This window comes from Stenotrophomonas sp. (assembly GCF_032056425.1).
GTDB lineage: Bacteria > Pseudomonadota > Gammaproteobacteria > Xanthomonadales > Xanthomonadaceae > Stenotrophomonas.
The window spans coordinates 74,467-95,127 of the sequence record NZ_DAMBCN010000009.1 but is presented as its reverse complement, the minus strand read 5'-3'; the positions used below and the strand labels follow the sequence as shown (position 1 = coordinate 95,127).

Genomic DNA, 20,661 nt, shown 5'->3' with positions numbered 1-20,661 from the left:
GATTGCGCACGCGGGCCGCTGGTCTCGCCAACCATCATGGTTGTCCACGCCACGGCGCACTGGCCGAGTATGTTGACGTGGACGATTCCTGCGAAGGAATCCGGCTACTCCCCAAGGGGACGCGAAGCTTAGCACCGCGATCCGCGCGTGGCGCATTTCCAGGCAAACGCGCAGGCAGGGCTGGTTTGTATAGCGAAGGCTATATCGATGCCGATGCGGTAGCGCCGGGCCATGCCCGGCGAGCGCAGCGGTGCAGCGGTTCAAGGTAGCGCCGGGCCATGCCCGGCGAGGGTCAGTCTTCTTCCGGCGGCAGCACGATGGCGTCGTCGTCGATGGCCAGCTTGCCGGCCATCAGCACGGCCTGGGTGCGGTTGGTCACGCCCAGCTTTCGCAGGATCGCGGTTACGTGCGCCTTGATGGTCGCTTCGGAAACATTGAGGTCGTAGGCGATCTGCTTGTTCAAGCGACCGGCGCCGAGCATCTGCAGCACGCGGAACTGCTGCGGGGTCAGCTCGCGCAGGCGCTGGCCGACTTCGCGTTCCTCGCTGCCAGTGGGCGGCACGTTGTGCGCTTCCGGCGGCGCCCAGGTCTCGCCATCCAGGATGGTGCCCAGCGCATGGCCGATGGTGTCCGAGTCGGCCGACTTGGGAATGAAGCCCAGCGCGCCGTGGTCCAGCGCTCGGCGCATCACCGTGGCTTCTTCGCGCGCAGAGACCACCACCACCGGCAGGTGCGGGTGCAGCGACCGCATGTGTACGAGCGCGTTGAAGCCCTGCGCACCGGGCATGTTCAGGTCCATCAGGACCAGGTCGGCATCGTTGTGCTGGTCGGCCAGCGCGTACAGCGCTTCCACGCTGTCGGCCTCGAACAACTGCACGCCGGGGATGACCCGCTGCACCGCACCGCGCAGGGCTTCGCGGAACAGGGGGTGGTCATCGGCAATCAGAAGGGTGGTCATGGTCGGGGGGAACCGTGGGGGAAACTGTTCGGGGTCAGATCCCGTTCCGTCAGGGACGGGCTCTGACCCCGTGGCGGCCGGAATCTGCTGGGGTCAGAGCCCTTTCCTTGCGGAAAGGGATCCGACCCCGGGCTCTGACCCCGGGTGATGCATCAGCGCACCTTGCGTTCGTCCACCAGCGAGGCCACGACCGACGGATCGGCCAGGGTCGAGGTGTCGCCAAGCTGGTCAGGGGCATTCTCGGCGATCTTGCGCAGGATGCGGCGCATGATCTTGCCCGAGCGGGTCTTCGGCAGGCCCGGTGCCCACTGCAGGTGGTCCGGCGTGGCGATGGGACCGATCTCCTTGCGCACCCAGGCGACCAGCTCTTTCTGCAGCGCGTCGCTGGGGGCCTCTTCGGCCACCAGGGTCACATAGGCATAGATGCCCTGGCCCTTGACGTCGTGCGGGAAGCCGACCACGGCCGCCTCGGCCACCTTCGGGTGCGAGACCAGCGCGCTTTCCACTTCGGCGGTACCGATGCGATGGCCGGACACGTTGATCACATCGTCCACGCGGCCGGTGATCCAGTAGTAGCCGTCCTCGTCGCGGCGGCAGCCGTCGCCGGTGAAATAGCTGCCCGGGTAGGTGCGGAAATAGGTATCGATGAAGCGCTGGTGGTCGCCATACACCGTGCGCATCTGGCCCGGCCAGGAATCGCGGATGATCAGGTTGCCCTCGGTCGGGCCTTCCTGGATCTCGCCATCGGCATTGACCAGCGCCGGCTGCACGCCGAAGAACGGCAGGGTGGCCGAGCCCGGCTTCAGGTCCATCGCGCCGGCCAGCGGCGAAATCAGGATGCCGCCGGTTTCGGTCTGCCACCAGGTATCGACGATCGGGCAACGGCTGTCACCCACCACTTCGTAGTACCAGCGCCAGGCTTCCGGATTGATCGGTTCGCCGACGCTGCCAAGCAGGCGCAGCGAAGCGCGCGAGGTCTTCTTCACCGGCTCCTCGCCCTCGCGCATCAGTGCACGGATGGCGGTCGGGGCGGTGTAGAAGATGGTGACCTTGTGCTTGTCGATCACGTTCCAGAAGCGCGAGGTGTCCGGATAGTTCGGCACGCCTTCGAACATCAGCGAGGTCGCGCCGTTGGCCAGCGGGCCGTACACGATGTAGCTGTGGCCGGTGACCCAGCCGACGTCGGCGGTGCACCAGTAGATATCGTCCTCGCGCAGGTCGAACACCGCTTCATGGGTGTAGGCCGCGTACAGCAGGTAGCCGCCGGTGGTGTGCAGCACGCCCTTCGGCTTGCCGGTGGAACCGGAGGTATAGAGGATGAACAGCGGATCTTCGGCGTTCATGCGTTCCGGTTCGCAGGTGGACGGCTGGCTGTCCACCACATCGTGGAACCAGCGATCGCGCGGGGCCTGCATGTCCACCGCGCCGCCGGTGTGGCGCACCACCAGCACGGTTTCCACCGTGTTGGTGCCCGGCAGCTTCAACGCGGCATCCACGTTGGCCTTCAGCGGTACCTTGCGGCCGCCGCGCAGGCCTTCGTCGGCGGTGATGATCAGCTTGCTCTGGCAATCGCTCACCCGGTCGGCAATCGAGTTCGGGGCGAAGCCACCGAACACCACCGAGTGGATCGCACCGATACGTGCGCAGGCCAGCATGGCCACCGCGGCATCGACGATCATCGGCAGGTAGATGGTGACCCGGTCACCCTTCTTCACGCCAAGGTTGCGCAGCGCATTGCCCAGGCGGCAGGTGCGCTCGTACAGCTCGCGATAGGTCACATGCTGGGCCGGCGCATCCGGGCTGTCCGGTTCGAACAGCAGGGCGGTCTTGTCGCCACGCGTTTCCAGCTGGCGGTCCAGGCAGTTCACGCTGGCGTTGAGCTCGCCATCTTCGAACCACTTGATGTGGAAATCGGCCAGGTCGTAGTTGACGTTGCGGATCTTCGTCGGCGCACGCATCCAGTCCAGCCGCTGTGCGGCCTTGCCCCAGAAGGCATCGGGATCGGATACCGACGCCTGGTACTGCTGTTCGTAGGACTTCTTGTCGATGCGTGCCTTGGCGGCGAACTGCGGATCGACGGGGTAGATATCAGCCATGGCACCCTCACTTGCACGTTGACTTTTCATGTGCGGTCGCAGCATCGCAACGACCCTCCGCCACCAGTTTGCCCCATCCACCTCCGGTCGCGTCACCACTGCGCTTAGACCATGGTCGAAAGTCGGCGCCCTGCAGGCCCGGCTTCGACCAATGGCGAATACCGCTATACATAAACGCCCCGCAGTCTCGGCTCGACCGTGCCCCACGCGCGGCATCACCTTGCCACTTGGGAGAGAGGGCAACATGAGCCACCGTACGTTGAAAGCCGTGCGCAAACCTTTGGCGGCCTGCCTGCTGGTCGCCCTGGTCGCACCGGGCATGGCGTTTGCAGAGACCGCCAAAGAGAAAGCGCTGGAAGCACGCGTTGCCGAGCTGGAACGCCAGGTCCAGGCGCTGCTGTCGTCGCAGCAGCAGCAACAGACCCAGATCGTGCAGACCCAACAGGCCGTGACCGATGTCCGCGCCGTGCAGGCCGAGCAGAAACCGGTCGCACAGGTGCCGGCCGGCAAGCAGCCGATCCAGGTCACCACCATCACCCCGGGCGCCGCGCCGGGCACTACGGTCAAGATCGGTGGCTTCATCAAGGCCGACTTCCTGGCTACCCAGACCGGTGATGGCCAGTTGGCCGACGATGCCACCGGCCGTGCGCTGTACCTGCCGGGGCAGACCCCGGTGGCCGGTGCCGGCGGCAGCGGCAAGCGCTCTGACGTGGACTACAACGCCCACGCCAAGTTCTCGCGGTTCAACCTGGGCATCGACAACGTCAGCGAATCGGGCAACAAGGCCGGTGCGTTCTTCGAGATGGACTTCTTCGGCAACTCGCTGGGCAACCAGACCGCCACCAACACCTACGGGGTGACCCTGCGCCACGCCTACATGTACTGGAACAACTGGCTGGCCGGCCAGACCTGGTCCAACTTCATGGACGCTGCAGCACTGCCGGAAGCGGTCGACTTCGTCGGCCCGACCGATGGCGTGGTGTTCGTGCGCCAGGCCCAGGTGCGTTACACCCAGGGCGGCTTCAGCGTTGCGCTGGAAAACCCGGAAACCACCACCCTCACCGGTACGCGCAACCCGGTCACCGGCGCGTGGACCAACGCCAGCGCCAACTCCGACCGTGGCAGCCTGCCCGACCTGACAATGCGTTATGGCTGGAAGGGCGACTGGGGCACCTTCGGCGTCGGTGGCATCGTGCGCCAGCTGAAGGTCGACAACCAGGCCACCGGCGCCAAGGCCGACAAGGTGGCCGGGGGCCTGACCCTGGGCGGCAAGTGGGTGATGGGCGGCAACGATTCGCTGCATTACCAGCTGACCGGTGGCGAGGGCATTGCCCGTTACATCGGTCTGGGTGTGACCGCCGATACCGCCTACGACGTGGCACGTGACGAACTGAACCCGACCGGCGTGCTGGCCGGCTACGTGGGCTGGCGGCATGCGTTCACCCCGAAGCTGCGCACCAACCTGATCTACGCGCGCAGCGACTACGACAACGATGGCAGCCTGGGCCCGCTGGTGACCAAGAGCGTGCAGAGCATCCGCGGCAACATCTTCTACACGCCCATGCCCAAGGTCGATATCGGTGCCGAGTACATGTACGGCGTGCGCGAGATCGAAGACGGGCGCAAGGGCGATATCAACCGCTTGCAGTTCACCACGAAATACAGCTTCTAAAGGAGTGCCGACCAACGGTCGGCACCTACCAGATTGAGTGCCGACCAACGGTCGGCACCTACAAAGGGGAAAACGTCTCATGTCCAGTACACCCAGTACCGCGCACAACGCGGGCAGCCTGACCAAAGGCCACAAGAAGGTCATCTTCGCATCGAGCCTCGGCACGGTCTTCGAGTGGTATGACTTCTTCCTGTACGGCTCGCTCGCCGCGATCATCGCCAAGCAGTTCTTCAGCGGTTTCAACGAAACCACCAGCATGATCTTCGCCCTGCTGGCCTTCGCCGCCGGCTTCTTCGTGCGACCGTTCGGCGCGGCCTTCTTCGGCAGCCTCGGCGACCGCATCGGCCGCAAATACACTTTCCTCGTCACCATCCTCATCATGGGCATCTCGACCTTCCTGGTCGGCGTGCTGCCCAACTACGCCACGATCGGCTTTGCCGCACCGGTGATCCTGATCGTGCTGCGCCTGGCCCAAGGCCTGGCGATGGGCGGCGAGTACGGTGGTGCCGCCACCTACGTGGCCGAGCACGCTCCGGACGACAAGCGCGGCCTGTACACCAGCTTCATCCAGTGCACCGCCACGCTCGGCCTGTTCATGTCGCTGCTGATCATCCTGGCCTGCCGTTACTTCCTGGGCAACGAAGCCTTCGAAGCGTGGGGCTGGCGCATTCCGTTCCTGGTCTCGATCCTGCTGCTGGGCGTCTCGGTGTGGATCCGCCTGCAGCTGAGTGAATCGCCGCTGTTCCAGCAGATGAAGGCCGAAGGCAAGGGTTCCAAGACCCCGTTCCGTGACAGCCTGAAGGGCGGCAACCTGAAGCTGATGCTGCTGGTCCTGCTGGGTGCCGCAGCTGGCCAGGCCGTGGTCTGGTACGGCGGCCAGTTCTACGCGCTGTTCTTCCTGAGCAGCATGCTGAAGGTCGACGCCACTACCTCCTACCTGCTGATCGCTGCCGCGCTGGCACTGGGCGTGCCGTTCTTCATCTTCTTCGGCTGGCTGTCCGACCGTATCGGCCGCAAGAAGATCATCCTGGCCGGCTGCCTGCTGGCCGCCATCACCTACATCCCGATCTTCAAGGGCCTGACCCACTTCGCCAACCCGGCCATTGAAGAAGCCCGCAGCAACTCCCCGGCCCTGGTCGTGGCCGATCCGAGCACCTGCTCGTTCCAGTTCGATCCGGTGGGCATGCGCAAGTTCACCAGCTCCTGCGATGTGGCCACTGCCGCGCTGACCAAGGCGGGCGTGCCGTATGACGTGCAGCCGGCCGCTGCCGGTTCGCTGGCGATGATCAACGTGGGCAGCGCCAGCGTCACCTCGTACGAGGCGGCCGGCCTGACCAAGGAAGAAGGCAAGGCCAAGGCCGATGCCTTCGGTGGCGAGCTGAAGACCGCGCTGACCGGTGCGGGCTACCCGGCCAAGGCCGACAACGCACGCATCAACTTCGCAGGCACCATCTTCATGCTGTGGCTGCTGGTGCTGTACGTGACCATGGTCTACGGCCCGATCGCCGCCTACCTGGTGGAACTGTTCCCCACCCGCATCCGCTACACCTCGATGTCGCTGCCGTACCACATCGGCAACGGCTGGTTCGGTGGCTTCCTGCCGGCCATTTCGTTCGCGCTGGTGGCTGGTACGGGTAACCTGTACTACGGCCTGTGGTACCCCATCATCATCGCGCTGATGTCGGTGGTGATCGGAGGCCTGTTCCTGCGTGAGACCAAGGACGTGGATATCACCAAGTAACCGGCGTGCCGACCAACGGTCGGCACCCACCGGGTTTCAGGGGCCGTGGTGCGTACCACGGCCTTTTCGTTTCCCGGTAGCGCCGATCCATGCTCGGCAACCGCGCAACGCACGGCACCCCGTATAGTCGGCCCATGACCACCACCGCCCCGGCCGACCTTCCCACCCTTCTGCACACCCTGCGCAGCGCCTGGCACGCCCAGCGCCCTTCGCTGGACCAGCGCGAGGCCGACCTGCGGCGCCTGCGCGAGGCGCTGAAGGCGCGCCTGGATGAAATGGCTGTGGCCATCGCCGAGGACTTCGGCCACCGCGCCCCCGTTGAATCGAAGTTGGCCGATGGCATGAGCGTGCTGTCGGCCATCGACCACCTGCGCCGCCACCTGCGGCGTTGGGCAAAGCCGCAGCGCGTGGGTGCCGGTTGGCGGCTGTGGCCGGCGCGCGCGCAGCTGCGGCCGACGCCGCTGGGCGTGGTCGGGGTGATTTCGCCCTGGAACTACCCGGTCACGCTGGCGTTGGTGCCGCTGGCCACGGCCATCGCGGCGGGCAACCACGTGTTGCTCAAACCCTCCGAACACACGCCACGCACCAGCGCGTTCCTGGCCGATCTGCTGGCCAGCGTGTTCCCGCCCGATCGTGTGGCGGTGGTGCAGGGCGGGTCGGACGTGGCCGCCGCCGTGTCCTCGCTGCCGCTGGACCATCTGGTCTTCACCGGCTCCACTGCCGTCGGCCGCAAGGTAATGGCGGCCGCAGCCGAGCACTTGGTGCCGCTCACGCTGGAACTGGGTGGCAAATCACCGGCCATCGTCTGCCGCGATTTCCCGCTGGAAAAGGCCGCCGCGCGGCTGGCCACCGGCAAGTGGTTCAACGCCGGGCAGACCTGCATCGCGCCGGACTACGTGCTGATCGATACCGTGCGCCAGCGCGAGTTCGTGCAGGCGCTGCAGCAGCAGGTGCGTGGCCGCTATGGGGGTTTCGCCGATGCAGTCGACTACACGCGCATCATCAACGACGGCCAGTACCAGCGCCTGCAGGGCTATCTGGCGCAGGCCCGCGAACGCGGCGTGCCGGTCATTCCGTTGGCCCAGGTGGATGCGGCACGCGCCGACCGCGAGCGGCTGCTGGTGCCGACCGTGGTGCTGGACCCGCCGGATGACCTGGACCTGATGCGCGAGGAGATCTTCGGCCCGATCCTGCCGGTGCGCGCCTATCCGGATCTGGATGCGGCGCTGGCCGACGTGCTGTCGCGCGACCGGCCGCTGGCGCTGTATCCCTTCAGCCAGGACCGCGCGACGGTGGAGCGCATCCTCGACCAGGTGGTGGCCGGCGGGGTGACGGTGAATGACACGCTGCTGCATTTCGCCGCCGACGGCCTGCCGTTTGGCGGGGTGGGGGCCAGCGGCATGGGCGCGTACCATGGCCGGGCCGGGTTCGATGCCATGAGCAAGAGGTTGCCGGTGTTGTGGCAGTCACGCTGGGCGGCCAGTGACCGGCTGCGGCCGCCGTATTCGAAGATTGCGGGGTTGTTGAGGTTGTTGCTGAGGTGAAGCCACGCATGGCGTGGCTCTACTGGCAGGTGCCAACCTTGGTTGGCACGCGGGAGGGTGTCGGCAAGCGGCCGGCGCTAACGGGCCGGCGTGCGCGGTATCCCTTGGGCGGGATCAGCGCGGAGCCCGGCCTTCCCGAAACCACGCGTAGGCGGCGGCTTCGAGGTCGCCTTCCTTCGCGATTACAGAGCCATCTTCATCCAGCAAGGTATAGCTGCGCTGGTCGCTGCCCAACGAGGCACTACCATCCAAGCCGAGCAACAGCGTGTACATCACGTCTCTGGTGAACGTCCCGAGCAGGTCCTGCAGTTGCACGGTCTGCTCTGAGGACAGGCCCATTGCCGTGATCCTTGCCTCGCACTCAGTGCCCGGCATCCAGGCATCTGACAGCAGCTTTTCCTTTTCCGCGTGCCAATTGGCCACGAATGCGTCTGCGTCCAAGGTGATTCCATGCGATCGGAAGGGCGTCCCGGATTGTACGGGAGGGGGGGACAGCCGTCAGCGTGCTGACGGCCCGTTGCCGGCCAGCGGACGGCAACGGGCCGATCCACCCGGGTAGAATGCCCGCATGAAAATCGCCTCGTGGAACGTCAATTCGCTCAATGTCCGCCTGCCGCACCTGGAGCAGTGGCTCAAGGACTTCGGCCCGGACATCGTCGGTATCCAGGAAACCAAGCTGGAGGACCACAAGTTCCCCGATGCGGCGCTGATCGCCGCCGGTTACCGCAGCGTGTTCGCCGGCCAGAAGACCTACAACGGCGTGGCCCTGCTGTCGCGTGAACCGGCGCAGGATGTGCAGATCGGCATTCCCGGCTTCGAGGACGAGCAGAAGCGCGTCATTGCCGGCACCTTCGGCGATCTGCGGGTGATCAACCTGTACGTGGTCAACGGCCAGGACATCGGCACCGACAAGTACGACTACAAGCTGCGCTGGCTGGAAGCAGTGCATGCGTGGATCGCGCAGGAACTGCAGCGCCACCCGAAGCTGATCGTGATGGGCGACTTCAACATCGCTCCGGACGCACGCGATGTGCACGACCCGGAGGTGTGGAACGAAAACCACATCCTGACCTCCACCGCCGAGCGCGGCGCGTTGAACAAGCTGCTGCAGCTGGGCCTGCACGATGGCTTCCGCCTGCACAACGAGGAAGCGGGCGTGTTCAGCTGGTGGGATTACCGTGCGGCGGGCTTCCGCCGCAACCTGGGCCTGCGCATCGATCTGACCCTGGTCTCCGATGCGCTGAAGGGCAGTGCCGTTGCCGCGGGCATCGACCGCGAGCCGCGTACCTGGGAACGTCCTAGCGACCACGCCCCGGCATGGGTGGAATTGGGTTGACGGGAGCGCGCCGGGCACGGCCCGGCGCGTCCCATACGTTCACCGTATGCTCTTGCGGGTGAACAGGTTGACGATGGCCAGCAGGATCACCGCGCCGATCAGCGAGAACAGGAAGGTTCGGATGGTGATGGCCTCGTTGATGCCGCCGCCGAACAACCAGCCGGCAATCAACGCGCCGACGATGCCGACCACGATGTTGAGGATGATGCCCTGCTGGGCGTCGCGTCGCATGATGATGCTGGCCAGCCAGCCCACCACGCCGCCCACGATCAGCCAGATGATGATGCCCATGTACGTGACCTCCGGAAGGGAACGCGCCCAGTTGACGCGCAGCGCCGTGAACCCGTCGTGCAATCCCGTGACGGGGGCGTGCGGATGAGCCTGCCGGCCACCCTGGACGGCCCGTGGCGGTTCGGTCCGGTGACGGTCTGGCGGCGCCCGCATGTACCGGGCCAGCGCGGCGAACCGCAGGCGCGGCAGGTGCTGGCGCAGGCGCTGGGCGGCGAACCGGAGGCGCTGCCGCTGGTGCGCGACGACAAGGGCCGCCCCGAACTGGCCGGCGCGCTTGCCCACTACGGTACGGGCTGGAGCCACAGCGGCGAAGTGCTGCTGGTGGCGCTGGGCGAGGGCGTGCGGCTGGGGGTGGACCTGGAACTGCTGCGCCCGCGCCCGCGGCTGCTGGAAATCGTGCAGCGCTTCTTCCACCCCGACGAGGTGGCCTGGCTGGAAGGGCTCTCCGTCGCCGAACGCGAGCACTGGTTCTTCCGGGTCTGGTGCGCCAAGGAGGCGATTCTGAAGGCGCACGGGCAGGGCATTTCCTTCGGCCTGCACCGTCTGCGCCTGGCCCCCGGCCACGATGGCGCGCTGCACCTGCTGGCCTGTGATGCCGAACTGGGCCAGGCCGAGCGCTGGCACCTGCACGAATGGCAGGCCAGTGGCCAGTTCCGCGCCGCATTGGCCTGGCATCCGCAGTGAAGCGGCGAACCGGCGGGCAAAACCGGCGATAATGAGCGCATGAGCGAACATGATCTTCCCGCCGGCGTGGTTGCCACGCTGGAACAGGGCCTGGCCAGCATGGGCCTGGCGGCCGACCTGGCGCCGCCGCTGCTGCGCTACCTGGCCCTGCTGCACCGCTGGAACGGCACCTACAACCTGACCGCCATCCGCGACCCGCAGGAAATGGTCACCCGCCACCTGCTCGATTCGCTGGCCATGCAGCCGTTCGTGGCCGATGGCAGTCTGGCCGACCTCGGCACCGGCCCCGGGCTGCCCGGCATCCCGCTGGCCATCGCCTGCCCGGGCCTGCAGGTCACCCTGGTGGAAAGCAACGGCAAGAAGGCGCGCTTCATGCGCGAAGCCGTGCGCCAGCTGGGCCTGGCCAATGCCCGTGTGGCCGAGTCGCGGGCCGAGGCGCTGGACGAGGCCGGTGCCTACGACCAGCTGACCGCGCGCGCCATGGACACCCTGGCCGGCATCGTCCGCGTGGGCGGCCACCTGCTGCGCCCCGGTGGTGTGCTGCTGGCCATGAAGGGGGTCTACCCGCATGACGAGATCGCCGCACTGCCGGTCGGCTGGCAGGTGCGCGAAGTGACCCCGCTGAGCGTGCCCGGCCTGGCCGGCGAACGCCATCTGGTCACCGTTGCCGGCCCTTGAACCCGCTTGCCGACCCCTTGTGCAACAACGGGTTGGCGATCCACGATTTCCGCCCGGGGCTGGTTGTACGCATAATGACCGGTCCCAACCATCCGTCGACGAGGCACACCTGCATGGCCCGCATCATCGCCATCGCCAACCAGAAGGGTGGCGTCGGCAAGACCACGACCGCCGTCAACCTGGCCGCTTCCCTGGCCAACGCACCCAAGCGGGTGCTGCTGGTCGATCTCGATTCGCAGGGCAATGCGACCATGGGCAGCGGCGTGGACAAGCGCGAACTGGTCGCCTCCACCTACGATCTGCTGCTGGGTGAAGCCAACGCCGCCGATGTGCGCGTGGCCACCGCCGAGGGCTACGACCTGCTGCCGGGCAACATCGACCTGACCGCGGCCGAGATCCAGCTGATGGCGCAGGAGGCGCGCGAGCAGCGCCTGAAGCGCGCGCTGGCGCCGATCCGCGATGAGTACGACTACATCCTGATCGACTGCCCGCCGGCGCTGTCGCTGCTTACGCTCAATGCGCTGGCCGCCGCCGATTCGGTCATCGTGCCGATGCAGTGCGAGTACTACGCACTGGAAGGCCTGAGCGCGCTGGTGGAAACCATCGACGCGCTGCGCACCAGCCTGAACCCGGTGCTGGAGATCGAAGGCGTGCTGCGCACCATGTTCGACGTGCGCAACAACCTGGCCAACGCGGTGTCGGCCGAACTGACCGAACACTTTGGCGACCGCGTGTTCCGCACCATCGTGCCGCGCAACGTGCGCCTGGCCGAAGCGCCCAGCCATGGCCAGAGCATCGTCGGCTACGACCGCGCCTCGCGTGGTGGCGTGGCCTACCTGGGCCTGGCCGGCGAGATCATCCGCCGCAACAACGAACGCAACAAGGCCGCCAAGGCCGTGGAGACCGCCTGATGACCAGCAAGCCTGCACCCAAGAAGCGAGGCCTCGGCCGCGGCCTGGACGCCCTGCTGGGTCCCAAGGGCGCGGTCAGCCAGGTGCAGGCCACCACTGCTGTCATCGAACCGCTGCCGGGTGAAGTGCTGCGCAAGCTGGCCGTGGGCCAGCTGCAGCCGGGCAAGTACCAGCCGCGCCGCGAGATGGACGAGGGCAAGCTCTCCGAGCTGGCCGATTCGATCAAGTCGCAGGGCGTGATCCAGCCGATCCTGGTGCGCCAGCTGCCGGCCGGCAACTACGAAATCGTGGCCGGCGAACGCCGCTGGCGCGCTTCGCAGCTGGCCGGGCTGGACGAAGTGCCGGTGGTGGTGCGCGAGCTGGAAGACCGCACCGTCATCGCGATGGCGCTGATCGAGAACATCCAGCGCGAAGACCTGAACCCGCTGGAAGAAGCCGAAGCGCTGCAGCGGCTGATCAGCGAATTCACCCTGACCCACGCCGAGGCCGCCGAAGCGGTGGGCCGCTCGCGCGCGGCGGTGTCCAACCTGCTGCGCCTGCTGGAGCTGCCGGTGGCGATCCGCCTGCTGCTGGAAACCCGCCGCCTGGAAATGGGCCACGCCCGCGCGCTGCTGACCCTGGCCCCGGAACTGGCCGGCAAGCTGGCCCAGGAAGCGGCCGACGAAGGCTGGTCGGTGCGCGAGGTCGAGCGCCGCGCCCAGGCCTTCGCCGCCGGCAAGGTGCCGAGCAACCGCCCGGTGGCCACGCCGAAGGTGCAGCAGGCCGACATCGCATCGCTGGAAACCGAGCTGTCCGAATCGCTGGGCACCAAGGTGGCCATCAACCATGGCCGCGGCGGCAAGGGCAAGCTGGTCATCCACTACACCGACTTGGATACCCTGGACGGCGTGCTGGAAAAGCTGCGTACGCGCCAGGGCTGAGCCCGGCCGGGTTTCTGCCTCGCGCACGGCGCGCCTGCGCCGTGCCCCGGGGCCTGACAGGGAACCGTGCATGAGCAACGACTTCGACGATGTCAGCCCCGGTGGCAGCCGCATGCACCTGCACCGCCGCGATACCGTGTATTCGCCCGCGCAGGGCCAGCCACACACTGCGCAGATCCGCGCCCATATCGAGCGCCACCTGGGGCCGGTAACGGGCGCCTTCGACGATGCCTTGCCCGATACGGTTCGCGTGCTGGTGCACGTGGTGCCGGCCACGGCAAACCGCCCTTGGCTGCAGCTGGTCACCTCGGGCATGAGCGACCTGCCGATGAACCTGCCGCCGGGTGTGGATGTTCCGCATTTCGCCGAACTGATGTTGACCCTGCCGGCCGACTGGCCGATGGATGCACAGTCGCTGCAGGATGAGCGCTGTTACTGGCCGGTGCGCCTGTTGCAGATGCTGGCGCGCCTGCCGCATCTGTATGACACTTGGCTGGCACCCGGCCACACCGTGCCACATGGCAATCCGGCCGAACCCTACGCGGCCGACGTGCGGTTCGACGGGGCCATGGTGGTGTATCCGGCTTCGGTGCCGCCGGCCTTTGGCGAACTGCTGGACGATGATGGCCGCACGATCGCCTTCCGCGCGGTGCTGCCGCTGTACCCCGAAGAGATGGCGCTGAAGCTGCAGGAAGGGGCCGATGAACTGCTCGAACGCCTGCAGGCCAAAGGCATCGATGACCGCATCGAGCTGGGCCGTTTCAATGTCGCGCGGCCACGCCTGGGCCTGTCCTGAGCCAGGGCGGGTACCATCTGTGCTGCATTCCTGCGCGTAGAGTCCCCCGCCATGACCATTCTGCTCACCGGCGCTGCCGGCTTCATCGGTGCCTACACCGCCCGCGCCCTGCTGGAGCAGGGCCAGGCCGTGGTCGGCCTGGACAATTTCAACGATTACTACGACCCGCAGATCAAGCGCGACCGCGTGTCCGCGCTATGCCCCACGCTGGACCTGCGCACGCTGGACCTGACCGACCGCGAAGGGCTGGCCGCGCTGTTCGACGAAGTGCAGCCCACTGCGGTGATCCATCTGGCCGCGCAGGCCGGCGTGCGCTACTCGCTGGAAAACCCGCACGCCTACGTCGACAGCAACCTGACCGGCTTCGTCAACATGCTGGAACTGTGCCGCCACCGGTGCGTGCAGCACCTGGTGTACGCCTCCAGCAGTTCGGTGTATGGCGATTCGGCCACGCCGCCGTTCTCCGAGGACCAGCGCGTGGACCAGCCGCGCTCGCTGTACGCGGCCACCAAGGCCGCCAACGAGCTGATGGCCTATACCTACGCGCAGCTGTACGGCCTGCGTGCCACCGGCCTGCGCTTCTTCACCGTGTATGGCCCGTGGGGCCGCCCGGACATGGCGCCGCTGCTGTTTTCACGCGCGGTGCTGGCGGGCCGGCCCATCGACGTGTTCAACGAAGGGCGCATGCAGCGTGATTTCACACATGTTTCCGACATCGTGGCCGGTATCCTCGGCGCCCTCGCGCATCCGTCCACCGAGCCGGTGCCGCACCGCGTGTTCAACCTGGGCAATCACACCCCGGTCGAGCTGGAGCGCTTCATCGGGGTGATCGAACAGGCGGCCGGCCGTGCGGCGCAGAAGGTCTACAAGCCCATGCAGCCCGGCGACATGGTGCGCACGATGGCCGACACCCGGCGCGCCCATGACGCATTCGGCTTCGACGCGGTCACCCCGATCGAACAGGGGTTGCCGCCGGTGGTGCAATGGTGCCGCGAGTACTTTGGCGATCGCGCCTGAGGGCAGGTCCTCACACAGCCGGGTTCATCTTCGGATAACCTCGGCTGCGGACAATGCGCGGTCTTTGTATCCCTGCTTGCCGAGTGACCCATGAGCCCCCCCGAGCTTTCCGTTGTCGTACCGGTATTCAATGAGCGCGACAACGTCGCTCCGCTGGTGGCCGAGATCACCGCCGCCCTGCGTGGGCACCTGCCGTTCGAGATCGTCTACATCGACGATCACTCGCGCGACGACACCCTGGCCGTGCTGGAAGGCCTGAAAACCAGCACCCCGGAGCTGCGGGTACTGCACCACGTCAGCCAGAGCGGGCAGAGCACGGCGGTGCGCACCGGGGTGAAGCATGCGCGCGCGCCGTGGATCGCCACTCTTGACGGTGATGGCCAGAACGATCCGGCCGATATTCCCAAACTGCTGGACGCCCGTGCCGCCGCCGATGCGCAGGTGAAGCTGTTCGCCGGCTGGCGGGTGAACCGCCAGGACAGCGGCAGCAAGCGCTGGGCCAGCCGCTGGGCCAACGCGATCCGCGCGCGCATGCTGCGTGACGATACCCCCGATACCGGCTGCGGCATCAAGCTGTTCGAACGCGCCGCCTTCCTCGATCTGCCGTATTTCGACCACATGCACCGCTACCTGCCGGCGCTGATGCAGCGCGCCGGCTGGAAGACCACCAGCGTGCCGGTCAATCACCGCCACCGCACCGCCGGGGTTTCCAAGTACAACAACCTGGGCCGCGCGCTGGTCGGCATCCGCGACCTGCGTGGCGTGGCGTGGCTGATCACCCGCAGCAAGCGCACCGCGGTGGAGGAGCGTTGATGGAGCTGCACTGGCTGGACCAACCGCTGACCTGGCTGTACTGGACCGGCCTGCACGTGACCGGCTGGAAGCTGATCGGCTATACCGGCGCGCTGATGTTCGGTGGCCGCTGGCTGGTGCAGTTCGTGGCCTCCAAGCGGGCGGGCAAGCCGGTCATCCCGCGCCTGTTCTGGTACATGAGCGTGGTCGGCAGCCTGATGACGCTCAGCTACTTCCTGTTCTCGGCCAAGCAGGATTCGGTGGGCGTGCTGCAGAACCTGTTCCCGGCGTTCACCGCGCTGTACAGCCTGCAACTGGACATCAAGCACCGCGGCTGGAAGCGCGACAAGGCGAGCCACTGAGAGCAGGGGTCGGATCCCTTTCCAAGGGAAAGGGCTCTGACCCCGTCCGAGACCCCGGCGCATCCATGCATGGCGTGGATCTACTGGATGTTCGTTGGTAGCGCCGGGCCATGCCCGGCGGATGTATCGTTTCCGCGCTGCGCGCTCGCGGGGCATGGCCCCGCGCTACCACGCGCCTTCGGCGCTCGGGCCCCAGCCTGCGGCCGGTGCCCAGGTCCTGCCTGCGTTGCAGGCAGGACCTTCGTCCCATGCCACGGGCCGTGGGCGGTGCCATCATCGGGGTCTGCCTTCCCGGGAACCTGCGCTTGTGAAAACCCGTCTTGCCGTTGCCCTCATGATTGCCCTGTCCGCCCCCGCGCTCGCCCTGGCTGCCCCGCCGGTCGCCGCTCCGGCCAGCATGGCCGCCGAATCGGCCGCCGATGCCGCCTTCCGTGCGCTGTACGAGAAGGAGTGGACGTGGCGCCAGGAGGGCGGTGGCGAAGCCAGCGAGGACGAGGACGCGCCGGCCAACGCGACCCGCATGCCTGATGTCGGCCCGGCCGCGCAGCAGGCCCGCCTGAAGGTATGGGACCAGACCCTGGCCGACCTGAAGAAGATCGACGTCAAGGCCCTGTCGGCCGACAACCAGGTCAACTACGCGATCTACCGCGACCAGGTCTTCAACTTGGCCGAAGCCGCGCGCCTGCATACCTACGAGATGCCGTTCAATTCGGACTCCTCGTTCTGGTCCAACCTGTCCTTCATGGCCCGGCGCGAGATGAAGACCGCGCAGGACTACCGCAACTACATCGCCCGCCTCAACGACGTGCCGCGCTACTTCGGCCAGCAGACCGACAACATGCGCGCCGGCCTCAAGCGCGGTTTCAGCGTGCCGCGCGCGGTGCTGGACGGCCGCGAGGTCTCCATCGCCACCGTCGCCGAACTGAAGGACCCGACGACCTCGCCGCTGTACGCGCCCTTCAAGAAACTGCCCGCCAGCATCCCGGCCGCCGAACAGGCCGCCCTGCGCGAACAGGCCGCGGCGGCCATCAGCGGCAAGGTGGTGCCGGCGTTCCAGCAACTGCGTACGTTCTTCGTGAAGGAATACGTGCCGCAGGCGCGCACCACCCTGGCCGCGGAGGCCATGCCCGGTGGCAAGGCGTTCTACAGGCAGCAGATCCACGAATACACCACGCTGGACCTGTCGCCCGATGAGATCCACCGCATCGGCCTGGCTGAAGTGGCACGCATCCAGAAGGAGATGAACGACATCATCCAGCAGGTGCAGTTCAAGGGCAGCTTCGCCGAATTCCTGACCTTCCTGCGCACCGATCCGCAGTTCTACGCCAAGACCCCGGAAGAGCTGCTGTCGCGCGCTGCATGGATCTCCAAGCGCGCCGATGGCCAGCTCGGCCGGTTCATGACGCTGCCGCGTGCGCGCTTCACCATCGTGCCGGTGCCGCCGGATATCGCCCCGTTCTGGACCGCCGGTCGCGGTGGCATGGGCACCTACTGGGTCAACACCTACGACCTGCCGTCGCGCCCGCTGTACAACCTGCCGGCGCTGACCCTGCATGAGTCCGATCCGGGCCATGCGCTGCAGGGCGCGATCGCCGCCGAGCAGAAGGACCTGCCCGAGTTCCGCCGCAACGCCTACATCTCTGCCTACGGCGAAGGCTGGGCGCTGTACTGCGAGAAGCTGGGCGTGGAAATGGGCATCTACGAAACCCCCTACGAGGATTTCGGGCGCCTGACCTACGAGATGTGGCGTGCAGCACGCCTGGTCATCGATACCGGCGTGCACAGCAAGGGCTGGACCCGCGAACAGGCGCTGGCCTACCTGCGCGACCACACCGCGCTGAGCGAGCATGAAGTGACCACCGAAGTGGACCGCTACATTTCCTGGCCGGGCCAGGCGCTGAGCTACAAGCTGGGTGAGATCGCCATCGTGCGCCTGCGCGCGCAGGCCGAGAAGGAACTGGGCGACCGCTTCGACATCAAGGGCTTCCACGACGTGATCCTGAAGCAGGGTTCGGTACCGCTGCCGGTGCTGGAACAGCAGATCCAGGCGTACATCGCAGAGCGCAGGAAGGCCTGACCGGGCACGCCGCCGGGCAGGGCCCGGCGGCGTAGCATCCGGCTGCGATTGTGTAACGGCTGCAACGCCCGCTACCCTCCCGGCATGATCCGCTTCGTGCGCCGCCGCTCGCCGTTCCTGCTCCGCCTGCTGATGCTGGTGGTGGTCGCGATCGGCAGCGTGGGCGGCGCCACGGCGTCGGCACTGGGTGAGCTGCACGAGATGTCGCACCTGGACCACCCGGCGACGCCGCACGATGGCGCCGGGTTCGATGCCGGGTTCGATGCCGGGCACGATTCGGACGACACCAGCGCCCGCCTGCTGCACGCGTTGGTGCATTGCGGCCACTGCCACGGCCAGGGCGGCGTCCTGCCGTTCGCATTGGCCAGCTGGGAACTGCCGGCGCCGCCATCCGCCGCGGCGCCGACGACGATCGACACCGACGGCCGCCCTGCGCCGCTGGAATCGCTGCTGCGTCCTCCGATCCAGGCCTGATCCATCGCCCGCCGTGCGCGGGTTTCCGATCCTGTCCTGAGATTTCCGGAGTATTCCCATGTGGATCCGCCTGGTCGCTGTCGCGGCCCTGGCGATCGCGCCCTGCGTGCATGCGCAGGCGCCGTCGTCGCTTGCCCCCTTGACCCTGGACGCGGCCATCGATCGCGTCGCCCGTACCCATCCCGACCTGCGTCTGCCCACCCTGCAGCGCCAGGCCGCCGAAGCCCGCCTGGACGGCGCCGCGCTCACGCCGGCGCTGGTGCTCGGCGTGGAGCTGGAGAACGTGCTGGGCACCGGCGACACCCGCGGTTTCGATGCCGCCGAAGCCACCGTCACCCTGGCCGGCGTGCTGGAGCGCGGTGGCAAGCTGGACGCGCGCCGCGCCGTGGCCCAGGCCAACCTGGACGCGCTGGCCCCGCAGCGTGAGATCACCCGCCTGGACCTGCTGGCCGAAACCGCGCGCCGCTACCTGGCCATCAGCGCGGCCGAACAGCAGCGTCGTATCGCCGTGGACGACATCGAACAGCGCCGTCGCGCAGTGGTTGCCGCACGCCTGCGCCTGCAGGCCGGTGCCTCGCCGGCGTCCACGCTGTTGACCGCGCAGGCGGCACTGGCCCAGGCCGAACTGGACCGCGACCGCAGCCTGCAGGCGGCACGCGCAGCGCGCCTGGCGCTGGCGGCGCTGTGGAACGCGCGCGCGGTGGATTTTGATGCCATCACCGGCGATCCGTTGCAGTTGCCCGCCCTGCAGGATTTCCAGCACCTGGCGCAGCTGCTGCAACGCACGCCGGAACTGGTGGTGATCGCCACCGAAGCGCGTGTGCGCGAGGCGCAATTGCAGTTGGCGCGCAGCCAGCAGCGCAGTGACCTGTCCTGGCAGCTGGGCGTGCGCCACATGCGGGACAGCGGCGATACCGCCCTGCTGGCCGGTTTCAGCATGGCGCTGGGCAGTGCACGTCGTGCGGACCCGGAGATCCGCGCCGCAGAAGCCGAACTGGCCCTGAGCGCGGTCGAACGCGAGGCCCGCGCGCTGCAGCTGTACGCCATCCTGGCCGAAGCGCACGGGCGCTACGAAACCGCCCGGCTGGAAGTGCAGCGCATGCAGCGCGACGTGCTGCCGCAACTGCAGAAGGCCGAAAAGGCCGCCGAAACTGCGTGGCGCGCCGGTGCCATCAGCTACCTGGAATGGGCCCAGCTGCAGGCCATGCGCATCGAAGCCCGTCAGCGGCAGTTGGATGCCGCGCTGTCGGCACAGTCCGCCCTGATCGAAATCCAGCGCCTGAGCGGACAACCGCTGCTGGCCGCCTCTGCTGAAGGAACCCTGCCATGAAGGCCGTCACCTCCCTGATCCGTCTGGCCTCCATGGCCGCGCTGCTGGTGGCCCTGGGCGCCTGTGGCAACGGCAGCCCGCCGGCGGCGCCCGCTGCGCACGATGACCACGATCACGCCGAAGGTGAAGGCGCACACGCCGATGATGCGCCCGAGCGCACCACCATCAGCGCCGCGCAGGCAGCCGAGGCCGGTATCGTCAGCGCCGCCGTGGGCCCCGGCACCATCGCCGACGAACACGACGTACAGGGCCTGCTGGCCCCGGTCGATGGGCGCAGCGCGCAGGTCACCGCACGCTTTCCGGGCCCGGTGCGCGCGCTGCGCGCGAACGTCGGCGACCGCGTGCGTGCCGGCCAGCCGCTGGCCAGCATCGACAGCAACCTCAGCCTGACCACCTACAGCGTGGCCGCACCGATCAGCGGCGTGGTGCTGTCGCGGCAGGTGCAGGTGGGCGCGATGGCAGGCGAGGGCCAGGTGCTGTTCGAGATCGGCGATCTGTCCCAGCTCTGGGTCGACCTGCACATCTTCGGTGCCGATACCCAGCACATCACCGCGGGCGTGCCGGTCACCGTCACCCGCATGACCGACGGCGTCAGCCAGGTCACCACCCTGGAACGCGTGCTGCCCGGCACCGCCACCGCCAGCCAGAGCACCGTGGCGCGCGCCAGCGTGGACAATGCCGATGGCCTGTGGCGGCCAGGTGCGGCGGTACGCGCGCGCATCGTAGTGGCCAGCACCCCGGCCGATATCGTGGTGCCGCTCAGCGCATTGCAGACCCTGGACGACAAGGACGTGGTGTTCGTGCGCGAGGGCGACTCCTATACCGCGCGGCCGGTCACCCTGGGCGCACGCGATGCGCAGCAGGTGGCGGTCAGCGCCGGGCTGCGTGCCGGTGAACAGGTGGTGGTGCAGCAGAGCTACACGGTAAAGGCCGACATCGGCAAGGCGGGCGCCAGCCATGAGCACTGACCCCAACGCCCGCC

General features: G+C 67.5%; 20 protein-coding genes and 1 riboswitch. Of the genes, 16 read left to right on the top strand and 4 right to left on the bottom strand.

Translation table 11 applies throughout. The annotated features are described in order from the left end of the window. Nucleotides 1-29: 29 nt before the first annotated feature. Nucleotides 30-119: riboswitch (yybP-ykoY riboswitch) on the bottom strand. A 173-nt stretch (nucleotides 120-292) separates the two neighbouring features. Both RTY46_RS08460 and acs read right to left on the bottom strand, forming a co-directional pair. Then, a complete protein-coding gene (locus tag RTY46_RS08460; RefSeq protein WP_006477308.1) occupies nucleotides 293-958 on the bottom strand; it encodes a response regulator transcription factor in 666 nt (221 codons plus the stop codon). Nucleotides 959-1,110: 152 nt separating this feature from the next. After that, a complete protein-coding gene (gene acs / locus RTY46_RS08455; protein ID WP_312707755.1) occupies nucleotides 1,111-3,054 on the bottom strand; it encodes an acetate--CoA ligase in 1,944 nt (647 codons plus the stop codon). 244 nt (nucleotides 3,055-3,298) lie between these two features. On the opposite strand from acs, the gene RTY46_RS08450 reads away from it, so the two are divergent. The 3 genes from RTY46_RS08450 (at nucleotide 3,299) to RTY46_RS08440 (ending at nucleotide 8,011) form a co-directional block, all read left to right on the top strand. Beyond that, on the top strand, nucleotides 3,299-4,726 hold the full coding sequence (locus RTY46_RS08450; protein ID WP_312707754.1) for a DcaP family trimeric outer membrane transporter: 1,428 nt from the start codon (nucleotides 3,299-3,301) through the stop codon (nucleotides 4,724-4,726). A 79-nt stretch (nucleotides 4,727-4,805) separates the two neighbouring features. Further along, a complete protein-coding gene (locus RTY46_RS08445; RefSeq protein WP_312707752.1) occupies nucleotides 4,806-6,467 on the top strand; it encodes an MFS transporter in 1,662 nt (553 codons plus the stop codon). Nucleotides 6,468-6,601: 134 nt separating this feature from the next. Further along, complete coding sequence (locus tag RTY46_RS08440) at nucleotides 6,602-8,011, top strand: coniferyl aldehyde dehydrogenase (RefSeq protein ID WP_312707750.1); 1,410 nt, start codon at nucleotides 6,602-6,604, stop codon at nucleotides 8,009-8,011. Nucleotides 8,012-8,125: 114 nt separating this feature from the next. On the opposite strand, the gene RTY46_RS08435 is transcribed toward RTY46_RS08440, so the two are convergent. Continuing rightward, nucleotides 8,126-8,452: a hypothetical protein gene (locus tag RTY46_RS08435; RefSeq protein ID WP_312707749.1), complete on the bottom strand. Its 327-nt coding sequence runs from the start codon at nucleotides 8,450-8,452 to the stop codon at nucleotides 8,126-8,128. Between the two features lie 127 nt (nucleotides 8,453-8,579). Here RTY46_RS08435 and xth point away from each other — a divergent pair, with 127 nt between their 5' ends. Beyond that, nucleotides 8,580-9,347, top strand: coding sequence for an exodeoxyribonuclease III (xth, locus tag RTY46_RS08430; protein WP_312707747.1), 768 nt, complete (start codon nucleotides 8,580-8,582; stop codon nucleotides 9,345-9,347). Nucleotides 9,348-9,386: 39 nt separating this feature from the next. Here xth and RTY46_RS08425 read toward each other — a convergent pair whose 3' ends face one another. After that, on the bottom strand, nucleotides 9,387-9,638 hold the full coding sequence (locus RTY46_RS08425) for a GlsB/YeaQ/YmgE family stress response membrane protein (protein WP_108754901.1): 252 nt from the start codon (nucleotides 9,636-9,638) through the stop codon (nucleotides 9,387-9,389). An 84-nt stretch (nucleotides 9,639-9,722) separates the two neighbouring features. On the opposite strand from RTY46_RS08425, the gene RTY46_RS08420 reads away from it, so the two are divergent. The 12 genes from RTY46_RS08420 (at nucleotide 9,723) to RTY46_RS08365 (ending at nucleotide 20,647) form a co-directional block, all read left to right on the top strand. Then, a complete protein-coding gene (locus tag RTY46_RS08420) occupies nucleotides 9,723-10,322 on the top strand; it encodes a 4'-phosphopantetheinyl transferase superfamily protein (RefSeq protein ID WP_312707783.1) in 600 nt (199 codons plus the stop codon). 39 nt (nucleotides 10,323-10,361) lie between these two features. Then, nucleotides 10,362-11,000 carry a 16S rRNA (guanine(527)-N(7))-methyltransferase RsmG gene (gene rsmG, locus RTY46_RS08415; RefSeq protein WP_312707746.1) on the top strand — a complete coding sequence of 213 codons (639 nt, stop codon included), beginning with the start codon at nucleotides 10,362-10,364 and terminating at the stop codon, nucleotides 10,998-11,000. 113 nt (nucleotides 11,001-11,113) lie between these two features. Continuing rightward, nucleotides 11,114-11,911 carry a ParA family protein gene (locus RTY46_RS08410; RefSeq protein ID WP_312707744.1) on the top strand — a complete coding sequence of 266 codons (798 nt, stop codon included), beginning with the start codon at nucleotides 11,114-11,116 and terminating at the stop codon, nucleotides 11,909-11,911. Beyond that, nucleotides 11,911-12,831 carry a ParB/RepB/Spo0J family partition protein gene (locus RTY46_RS08405; protein ID WP_312707742.1) on the top strand — a complete coding sequence of 307 codons (921 nt, stop codon included), beginning with the start codon at nucleotides 11,911-11,913 and terminating at the stop codon, nucleotides 12,829-12,831. Before RTY46_RS08410 ends, RTY46_RS08405 begins: the two co-directional genes overlap by 1 nt. Nucleotides 12,832-12,901: 70 nt before the next feature. After that, nucleotides 12,902-13,627 (top strand): suppressor of fused domain protein, encoded by a 726-nt coding sequence (locus RTY46_RS08400; RefSeq protein WP_312707740.1) that lies wholly within the window; start codon nucleotides 12,902-12,904, stop codon nucleotides 13,625-13,627. Between the two features lie 51 nt (nucleotides 13,628-13,678). Beyond that, on the top strand, nucleotides 13,679-14,644 hold the full coding sequence (locus RTY46_RS08395; protein ID WP_312707739.1) for an NAD-dependent epimerase/dehydratase family protein: 966 nt from the start codon (nucleotides 13,679-13,681) through the stop codon (nucleotides 14,642-14,644). 90 nt (nucleotides 14,645-14,734) lie between these two features. Continuing rightward, nucleotides 14,735-15,457 (top strand): glycosyltransferase family 2 protein, encoded by a 723-nt coding sequence (locus tag RTY46_RS08390; protein ID WP_312707738.1) that lies wholly within the window; start codon nucleotides 14,735-14,737, stop codon nucleotides 15,455-15,457. Then, complete coding sequence (locus RTY46_RS08385; protein WP_088101916.1) at nucleotides 15,457-15,798, top strand: lipid-A-disaccharide synthase N-terminal domain-containing protein; 342 nt, start codon at nucleotides 15,457-15,459, stop codon at nucleotides 15,796-15,798. The genes RTY46_RS08390 and RTY46_RS08385 overlap by 1 nt, the downstream gene beginning before the upstream one ends. A gap of 307 nt (nucleotides 15,799-16,105) precedes the next feature. Next, the gene (locus RTY46_RS08380; protein ID WP_312707737.1) at nucleotides 16,106-17,875 is read left to right on the top strand and encodes a DUF885 family protein; all 1,770 of its coding nucleotides are present in this window, start codon (nucleotides 16,106-16,108) and stop codon (nucleotides 17,873-17,875) included. 84 nt (nucleotides 17,876-17,959) lie between these two features. Further along, complete coding sequence (locus RTY46_RS08375) at nucleotides 17,960-18,349, top strand: hypothetical protein (protein WP_312707736.1); 390 nt, start codon at nucleotides 17,960-17,962, stop codon at nucleotides 18,347-18,349. A 58-nt stretch (nucleotides 18,350-18,407) separates the two neighbouring features. Beyond that, complete coding sequence (locus RTY46_RS08370; protein WP_312707735.1) at nucleotides 18,408-19,679, top strand: TolC family protein; 1,272 nt, start codon at nucleotides 18,408-18,410, stop codon at nucleotides 19,677-19,679. After that, complete coding sequence (locus tag RTY46_RS08365) at nucleotides 19,676-20,647, top strand: efflux RND transporter periplasmic adaptor subunit (protein WP_312707734.1); 972 nt, start codon at nucleotides 19,676-19,678, stop codon at nucleotides 20,645-20,647. Before RTY46_RS08370 ends, RTY46_RS08365 begins: the two co-directional genes overlap by 4 nt. Nucleotides 20,648-20,661 lie beyond the last annotated feature (14 nt).

What these genes read in the sequence shown, in the direction of transcription:
- RTY46_RS08460 (WP_006477308.1), bottom strand. Translation starts at nt 958, where the DNA reads ATGACCACCCTTCTGATTGCCGATGACCACCCCCTGTTCCGCGAAGCC.
- acs (WP_312707755.1), bottom strand. Translation starts at nt 3,054, where the DNA reads ATGGCTGATATCTACCCCGTCGATCCGCAGTTCGCCGCCAAGGCACGC.
- RTY46_RS08450 (WP_312707754.1), top strand. Translation starts at nt 3,299, where the DNA reads ATGAGCCACCGTACGTTGAAAGCCGTGCGCAAACCTTTGGCGGCCTGC.
- RTY46_RS08445 (WP_312707752.1), top strand. Translation starts at nt 4,806, where the DNA reads ATGTCCAGTACACCCAGTACCGCGCACAACGCGGGCAGCCTGACCAAA.
- RTY46_RS08440 (WP_312707750.1), top strand. Translation starts at nt 6,602, where the DNA reads ATGACCACCACCGCCCCGGCCGACCTTCCCACCCTTCTGCACACCCTG.
- xth (WP_312707747.1), top strand. Translation starts at nt 8,580, where the DNA reads ATGAAAATCGCCTCGTGGAACGTCAATTCGCTCAATGTCCGCCTGCCG.
- RTY46_RS08425 (WP_108754901.1), bottom strand. Translation starts at nt 9,638, where the DNA reads ATGGGCATCATCATCTGGCTGATCGTGGGCGGCGTGGTGGGCTGGCTG.
- RTY46_RS08420 (WP_312707783.1), top strand. Translation starts at nt 9,723, where the DNA reads ATGAGCCTGCCGGCCACCCTGGACGGCCCGTGGCGGTTCGGTCCGGTG.
- rsmG (WP_312707746.1), top strand. Translation starts at nt 10,362, where the DNA reads ATGAGCGAACATGATCTTCCCGCCGGCGTGGTTGCCACGCTGGAACAG.
- RTY46_RS08410 (WP_312707744.1), top strand. Translation starts at nt 11,114, where the DNA reads ATGGCCCGCATCATCGCCATCGCCAACCAGAAGGGTGGCGTCGGCAAG.
- RTY46_RS08405 (WP_312707742.1), top strand. Translation starts at nt 11,911, where the DNA reads ATGACCAGCAAGCCTGCACCCAAGAAGCGAGGCCTCGGCCGCGGCCTG.
- RTY46_RS08400 (WP_312707740.1), top strand. Translation starts at nt 12,902, where the DNA reads ATGAGCAACGACTTCGACGATGTCAGCCCCGGTGGCAGCCGCATGCAC.
- RTY46_RS08395 (WP_312707739.1), top strand. Translation starts at nt 13,679, where the DNA reads ATGACCATTCTGCTCACCGGCGCTGCCGGCTTCATCGGTGCCTACACC.
- RTY46_RS08390 (WP_312707738.1), top strand. Translation starts at nt 14,735, where the DNA reads ATGAGCCCCCCCGAGCTTTCCGTTGTCGTACCGGTATTCAATGAGCGC.
- RTY46_RS08385 (WP_088101916.1), top strand. Translation starts at nt 15,457, where the DNA reads ATGGAGCTGCACTGGCTGGACCAACCGCTGACCTGGCTGTACTGGACC.
- RTY46_RS08375 (WP_312707736.1), top strand. Translation starts at nt 17,960, where the DNA reads ATGATCCGCTTCGTGCGCCGCCGCTCGCCGTTCCTGCTCCGCCTGCTG.
- RTY46_RS08370 (WP_312707735.1), top strand. Translation starts at nt 18,408, where the DNA reads ATGTGGATCCGCCTGGTCGCTGTCGCGGCCCTGGCGATCGCGCCCTGC.
- RTY46_RS08365 (WP_312707734.1), top strand. Translation starts at nt 19,676, where the DNA reads ATGAAGGCCGTCACCTCCCTGATCCGTCTGGCCTCCATGGCCGCGCTG.